This is a genomic window from Acinetobacter sp. V2, from assembly GCF_001188385.1.
In the GTDB taxonomy this organism is placed as follows: Bacteria; Pseudomonadota; Gammaproteobacteria; order Pseudomonadales; family Moraxellaceae; genus Acinetobacter; species Acinetobacter oleivorans.
Genome location: NZ_JZFB01000003.1, coordinates 366280 through 370160, shown reverse-complemented (window position 1 = coordinate 370160; position 3881 = coordinate 366280). Strand labels below are relative to the sequence as shown.

The window sequence follows — 3881 nt, the reverse complement described above, 5'->3', positions numbered from 1 at the left end:
CCCTTTTTAGGGTGGTTTTTTTATTGGTTATTTTTATAAATCCAAACCCTATTCTCTACTCAAATTTTATAGCTAATTTTTTACAATTCTTATACTTATAAATTTATAGCAATCTTCATTTATGAATTGTCAGCCTGCTTAACTTAGAGTACTGTCGAATTATGAAACAAAAGAGCTTTATGTATGTATTAAAAGATCAAACAAAAGTAGGAGTAGTTATATGGAAAAATCTGTTGTTGTAACCTCTTGGAAATACGATGTTTCTTCACGCTATTTAAAAATTTTCTATAGCAATGGCTCAGGTGAGCTCTACCATCCAGTTCCAGAGTTTATCTACAATAATTTGTTACGTACCAATGATAAAACTGCATTTGTTCACAAATATCTTGAGTTTGATCTGCATTTTAACAGGCTCCGTATTTCTGCTTAATCATAAAAAATCAGCCCAATGGGGCTGATCTGTTTTTATATCTTTTGGCTATTAAGCCGCGTCATTTTGACCAATATATTTCTCTAGCATTTTTTCCTTCACATCAACATGCATATTGATTTTACTAAGGTCACCCTTATAGTGCTCGACAACGCGATCATCCATAATTTTTGACCACCAAGATGGAATAAATGCAGGCAAAATCATTGCACCATAACCTGCTGGTAATTGCGGCGCATCTTCAAAGTGACGTAAAGTCTGAAAGCTGCGAGTTGGATTAGCATGATGATCTGAATGGCGTTGTAATTGATACAAGAACAAATTAGTCACCACATTATTATTGTTCCAGCTGTGCTCTGGCAAAGTGCGTTCATATTGGCCATTTTCTTTCTTTGCACGCTTTAAACCATAATGTTCAATGTAATTCACCGATTCAAACAAAGTTATTGCATACGCAGCCTGAGTAACTTGAAATGGAATCGAACGCGCACCAAATTTCGCAAACATGGCTGCATGGTACACAGCCGACATTGCCCAGCCATGAATCAGCTCATTTTCCTTACAGAAGAAAGGTAATTTCTTACGCTCTAAACGATTTTTTTCAATTTCAATCGCCGACTTAAAGCTGCCAATTACAGTCCGCGGTAAAAATTTCCAAAAGGTTTCACCAAATTGTGAAGATGCTGGGTCTTCAGGTGTCGCTACTCGACGGTGGTGTCCATAAGGGTGTTCGATTCGGAAATGGTTATAACCCGATGGTGCTAAGGCTAAATGAGATAAATAATGTTCAAGCTGCCCATTCTTGTGGCTGAGTTCATGTGCCGTATTAATGGCAATCCCATTAACCATTCCCACCAAAGTTCCAAGTAAAACCTGATCAGCAAGAGGTGTATTTTTACGACTGGCTAAATATACTCCATAAATATTGGTCGCATATTGCAAAGGAATAAAAAGTTTAACAATGCGAGCATAATACGGATCTGCTTCTAAATCCGCGATTGCGTCTAATGGCGGATTTTCCTTGTCTTCCCCAATCAGTTTATCTAATGCAGGAATAACACCATGAATAAATAATGGCCCAAATGAAGCGAAGAATTTTTTAGTTTTTTTAGGACCAAATTGATAGCCTGCTAACCCACCCATTGCAATGGTCGGTACAGCCAAACCCAATAGCCATAAATGACGTTTCTTATCCTTAAATGTTGTTGTCGCTTGCTCGACATCCAGTTGAGTATGCATATTCATTAGAGACTCCAATCAAACACAAAATGTTTTGCTTGAATTGATTGTGCTCGTTCATAACCCCTCTATATTATCATTTTAAGACTTGCTATTATCATTTTAAGACTTTGCTGAGTTTTTCTTGTGCAGAAGCAACAAATTCCTGTTATTCCATCACGTTATTATTTACGACTGATTGAAATTTTAATCGGCACGCATCAATACGATAATGATTTATTGGCGGCATTCCAGCAAGAACTGGCAAAAACAGAATTATTATCGATTCAACAAATTGAACAATTCATTGAGATGGGTTTAAGTCTGCCCAATACCCAAGACCTAGCCTTTGAACTGGGTAAAAATATCAAGCTCAGCTCACATAGTCTGGTCGGCTATGCACTAATGACCAGTCCTAATCTGGAACATGCACTTAGGCTCATTGCACAATATTTTAGACTGATTATGCCGAGTTTTAAGCTCAGCATTCAGTTTCCGGCCAATCAGCAAAAGGTTGAACTATTATTTGAACCGATTTTACAGATGAATAAGCAATGTTTGGCCTTTCATATTGAAGCGATTGCCGTAGCCTTTTACTACAGCTTGTTAGAATTGGCAGGTCAGCAATTACAACGCTACCAAGTATATTTGAGTGTTCCAGAGCCTAGCTATCAAGAACGTTACATATCCCTAGTAAAAGCCAATTTCCACTTTAACTATACGTGGCTTTCAGGTATCCGCGTGGTGATTGATCAGCAACAATTAGCACTACCTTTGCCTCTAGCTGACGCACATAGTTTAAAAATAGTTGAACAACGCTGTCAGGAACAAATCCAGAAGATCTATCATCAAGGTGAAATTGTTGAATGGGTCAGCATGATGTTGCGGCAAGCCAATCAAGTTCCAACCCTAATGGAATGTGCCAAAGTATTAAATATTTCGACCAAAACTTTGCAACGCTATTTACAACAGCAAGGCGTTGAATTTCAAAATTTAAAGCAACAGATCAGCGCTGAGCGTGCCATTGATTTATTAGAGAATTCTACCTTCACCATTACCCATATTGCCTATGAACTGGGATATTCCAATCCTGCTAATTTCACCCGTGCATTTAATAAAGTACAGGGCTGTAGTCCACAAGCTTATCGCCAAGAATATCTCAAGAAAGCAAACCTACTTTAAAACTACCAGACTTAAACCTGCGCCTACCGGCAAAATACTGCTCATAAAATTTTCATCTTTTTTAATTAAAGATAAGAATGAACTTACTTCAGCCGCATGTGAAATAACCTTATCAATAATAAGGACACCACCTTTGGGCTTCATCAGCCGTTTTAAATCGGGCCAATAATTTTCGTAAGCATTACGCTCAGCATCTAACAAAATAAAATCGAAAGTTTCCTGAGTTTCTTTTAAATAATCGGCGGCATCCCCTATCCAAAAATCAACGACTTCATTTAATGCCAATTCCGTAACATGGCGTTTCGCCTCGGTACTACGATTGGCATCAATTTCAAGTGTCGTTACTTTTCCGTGAGTCGATTGTGCAGCCTCAGCAAGCCATAGAGTAGAATAACCCGTTGAAGTACCGATTTCTAAAATTGATTTGGCTTGCTGCATTCGGATAAATTGCGACAGAAGTTTTGCAGATTCAGCCTCAATATTTCGATAGCGTAGCAAGCGATCTGACTGCTGGGCATCATGCCGTTTAAAGGTGTCATATAAATCTGCAACTCTTTGTAAGAAAAAAGTATTTGGCATATCTTCACCCTTTAAAATCGTTATTTTATATGACAACCGTTTGAGTTAAGTGCTTTGAATTAACTTGAACCGCGGCACGATACTTCCATCAGCCATTTGAACTGTTTCAGTAAACATATCAAGCGGACGTACCCAAGTTGAATAGTCACCATAAAGACACTGATAAACCACGAGTTGCTCTTCAGTCTCGCTGTGTTTTGCCACAGAAAAAACTTGATAGAGATTACCTTTATAATGCTGATAAATGCCGCGTTGCAATGACATGAAAGTACCTTTTAATGTTATGACATAAAATCTTTACAGCCATATAACATATATAAATTTTTAAACACTTTCACTTTAAAAGATAAAAAAGAGTAATAAAGACGACCTAAAGACAAATACCACTTTAACTTCTTGATATTATTTATAAGTGCCAATCAACATTCAAAAAACCGATTAAATCTATAAAAACATACTGTTTCACCTATTT

5 protein-coding genes are annotated in these 3881 nt (G+C 37.4%); 2 read left to right on the top strand and 3 right to left on the bottom strand.

Annotated features, from left to right (window positions below; translation table 11 throughout):
- Positions 1 to 220 precede the first annotated feature (220 nt).
- Positions 221 to 430, top strand: a complete 210-nt coding sequence (locus tag UC75_RS12565) for a KTSC domain-containing protein (RefSeq protein WP_004793625.1) — start codon at positions 221 to 223, stop codon at positions 428 to 430.
- 51 nt (positions 431 to 481) lie between these two features.
- Here the strand turns inward: UC75_RS12565 and UC75_RS12560 are convergent, their stop codons facing one another.
- Entirely contained in the window at positions 482 to 1675 is a 1194-nt protein-coding gene (locus UC75_RS12560) for an alkane 1-monooxygenase (protein ID WP_049837794.1), read from the bottom strand.
- Positions 1676 to 1795: 120 nt separating this feature from the next.
- On the opposite strand from UC75_RS12560, the gene UC75_RS12555 reads away from it, so the two are divergent.
- A complete protein-coding gene (locus tag UC75_RS12555) occupies positions 1796 to 2830 on the top strand; it encodes a helix-turn-helix domain-containing protein (RefSeq protein WP_049837793.1) in 1035 nt (344 codons plus the stop codon).
- On the opposite strand, the gene UC75_RS12550 is transcribed toward UC75_RS12555, so the two are convergent.
- Positions 2822 to 3409, bottom strand: coding sequence for an O-methyltransferase (locus UC75_RS12550; RefSeq protein WP_049837792.1), 588 nt, complete (start codon positions 3407 to 3409; stop codon positions 2822 to 2824). The two genes, UC75_RS12555 and UC75_RS12550, sit on opposite strands and share 9 nt — an antisense overlap.
- Positions 3410 to 3454: 45 nt before the next feature.
- A complete protein-coding gene (locus tag UC75_RS12545; protein ID WP_049837791.1) occupies positions 3455 to 3673 on the bottom strand; it encodes a DUF1653 domain-containing protein in 219 nt (72 codons plus the stop codon).
- Positions 3674 to 3881: the final 208 nt, after the last annotated feature.